Annotated in this window: 2 protein-coding genes and 1 tRNA gene; 2 read left to right on the top strand and 1 reads right to left on the bottom strand. The window is 67.0% G+C overall.

From position 1 onward, the window contains the following. Positions 1-130 precede the first annotated feature (130 nt). Positions 131-216, bottom strand: a tRNA-Leu gene (locus ABW16_RS23590). Positions 217-324: 108 nt separating this feature from the next. Between ABW16_RS23590 and ABW16_RS23585 the strand changes: the two genes are divergently transcribed. After that, entirely contained in the window at positions 325-1,671 is a 1,347-nt protein-coding gene (locus ABW16_RS23585) for a M20/M25/M40 family metallo-hydrolase (protein ID WP_109519731.1), read from the top strand. A gap of 21 nt (positions 1,672-1,692) precedes the next feature. Continuing rightward, complete coding sequence (locus ABW16_RS23580; protein ID WP_047321634.1) at positions 1,693-2,223, top strand: YbhB/YbcL family Raf kinase inhibitor-like protein; 531 nt, start codon at positions 1,693-1,695, stop codon at positions 2,221-2,223. Positions 2,224-2,431: the final 208 nt, after the last annotated feature.

Genomic DNA, 2,431 nt, shown 5'->3' with positions numbered 1-2,431 from the left:
TCGCCAGCCACCACATCGACCCGGACCGCAACTACTGGCCCAACAAACAGAAAAACCCCGGCAAAAGCCGGGGCAATCTGTAACCGATGACGCGACTCATGTGTAACCCATGACCCGACTCATCACACTGTGTCCGAGGGGGGACTTGAACCCCCACGCCCGTTAATAGGGCACTAGCACCTCAAGCTAGCGCGTCTGCCATTCCGCCACTCGGACCAACCCGGCTCGGCCGGGCAGCTAAGGCTAACGGATGCTGATCGCCGGACCCAAACCCAGCCCTCGCGACGCCATCCGAAGCGGCGCGAAGTGGTAGTAAAGGTAGCTGTGACCGATTTCCCCGATCCTGCCGGCGACGCAGTGGGCGAGGTGGTCGAACTCGTCAGCGCTCTCATCCGCTTCGACACCTCCAACACCGGAGAGCCGGCCACCACCAAAGGTGAGGCCGACTGCGCGCGCTGGGTGGCCGCCCAGCTCGAGGAAGTGGGCTATGAGACCGAATACCTCGAATCCGGTGCGCCGGGGCGGGGCAACGTGTTCGCCCGCCTCAAGGGCAGCGATCCGTCGCGCGGGGCGCTGCTGATTCACGGTCACCTCGACGTGGTGCCCGCCGAGGCTGCTGACTGGAGCGTGCACCCGTTCTCCGGCGCGATCGAGAACGGCTATGTCTGGGGCCGCGGCGCGGTCGACATGAAGGACATGGTTGGGATGATGATCGCGGTGGCCAGGCACCTGGCCCGGAACAAGATCACCCCGCCGCGGGATCTGGTGTTCGCGTTCGTTGCCGATGAGGAGGCCGGCGGGAAGTACGGCGCGCAGTGGCTCGTCGAGAACCGTCCGGACCTGTTCGCCGGTGTCACTGAGGCGATCGGGGAGGTCGGCGGTTTCTCGCTGACCGTGCCGCGGCGTGACGGCGGAGAACGCCGGCTGTACCTGATCGAGACCGCCGAGAAGGGGCTGTGCTGGATGCGGCTGCGGGCCCACGGCCGGGCCGGGCACGGGTCGATGATCAACGACGACAACGCCGTCACCATCCTGGCCGAGGCCGTGGCGCGACTGGGCCGGCACCGCTTCCCGCTGGTGCTCACCGATGCGGTAGTGCAGTTCTTGGCCGCGGTCAGCGACGAGACCGGGCTTACGATCGATGTCGACTCGCCAGACCTGGAAGGGATGATCGAGAAGCTGGGGCCGATGGCCCGCATCGTCAACGCCACCCTGCGCGACACCGCGACCCCGACCATGCTGGCGGCCGGCTACAAGGCCAACGTGATTCCGGCGACGGCCGAGGCGGTGTTGGACTGTCGGGTGCTGCCCGGGCGCCAGGCCGCGTTCGAGGCGGAGGTCGATGCGCTGATCGGCCCGGACGTCACCCGGGAATGGGTCGCCATCCAGCCTCCGGTCGAGACGACCTTCGACGGCGACCTGGTCGAGGCGATGAACGCCGCGCTGCTGGCCTGCGACCCCGACGCCCGGACCGTTCCCTACATGTTGTCCGGAGGAACGGACGCAAAGGCGTTCGCCAAGTTGGGTATTCGCTGCTTCGGATTCGCTCCGCTGCGGCTGCCGCCCGACCTCGATTTCTCCGCACTGTTCCATGGGGTCGACGAACGGGTTCCGGTTGACGCCCTGGAGTTCGGTACCCGCGTGCTGCACCACTTCCTGACACACTGTTGACCACAACGAGAGGACCACGTCATGACCACAGCCCCCGACCCGTACGCCGCGCTGCCCAAGCTGCCGACGTTCACGCTCACTTCCACGTCGCTGACCGACGGTCAGCCGCTGGGCAAAGCCCAGGTGAGCGGAATCATGGGTGCCGGCGGTGAAGACGCCAGCCCGCAGCTGAGCTGGTCGGGCTTTCCCGAGGAGACCCGCAGCTTCGCGGTCACCGTCTACGACCCGGACGCGCCCACCGCGTCGGGCTTCTGGCACTGGGCGGTGGCCAATCTTCCGGCCACCTGCACCGAGCTGCCCGAGGGCGTCGGGGACGGCAGCCTGCTGCCCGGGGATGCGCTGACCCTGGTCAACGACGCCGGGATGCGCCGCTACGTGGGTGCCGCGCCGCCGGCCGGTCACGGGCCGCACCGCTACTACGTCGCGGTGCACGCCGTCGACGTCGAGAAGCTGGAGCTGGCCGAAGACGCCAGCCCGGCCTACCTGGGCTTCAACCTGTTCATGCACGCGATCGCGCGCGCGGTGATCGTCGGCACCTACGAGCAGAAGTAGTGCAGAACTAGCCCCACACCGCGCGAGCACTTCCCACCGCGAGCGTGCGTGTTTGTACGGTTGCGACCGGCGAGTCGCGTACAAACACCTTCGTAAGTGGTTTTTGTCAAGGGGGTTGGGGGGCCTGCCCTGTCCTCGTCTCTACGTAGTTCGTCAAACGGGTTTGGTTCCCAACTGCGTTCAACCGAGTTCAGTGAGGATGGGCGGG

The sequence above is a fragment of the Mycolicibacter heraklionensis genome (assembly GCF_001021505.1).
In the GTDB taxonomy this organism is placed as follows: Bacteria; Actinomycetota; Actinomycetes; order Mycobacteriales; family Mycobacteriaceae; genus Mycobacterium; species Mycobacterium heraklionense.
The sequence above is the reverse complement of the archived record's forward strand: the minus strand, read 5'-3'. Positions and strand labels throughout refer to the sequence as shown.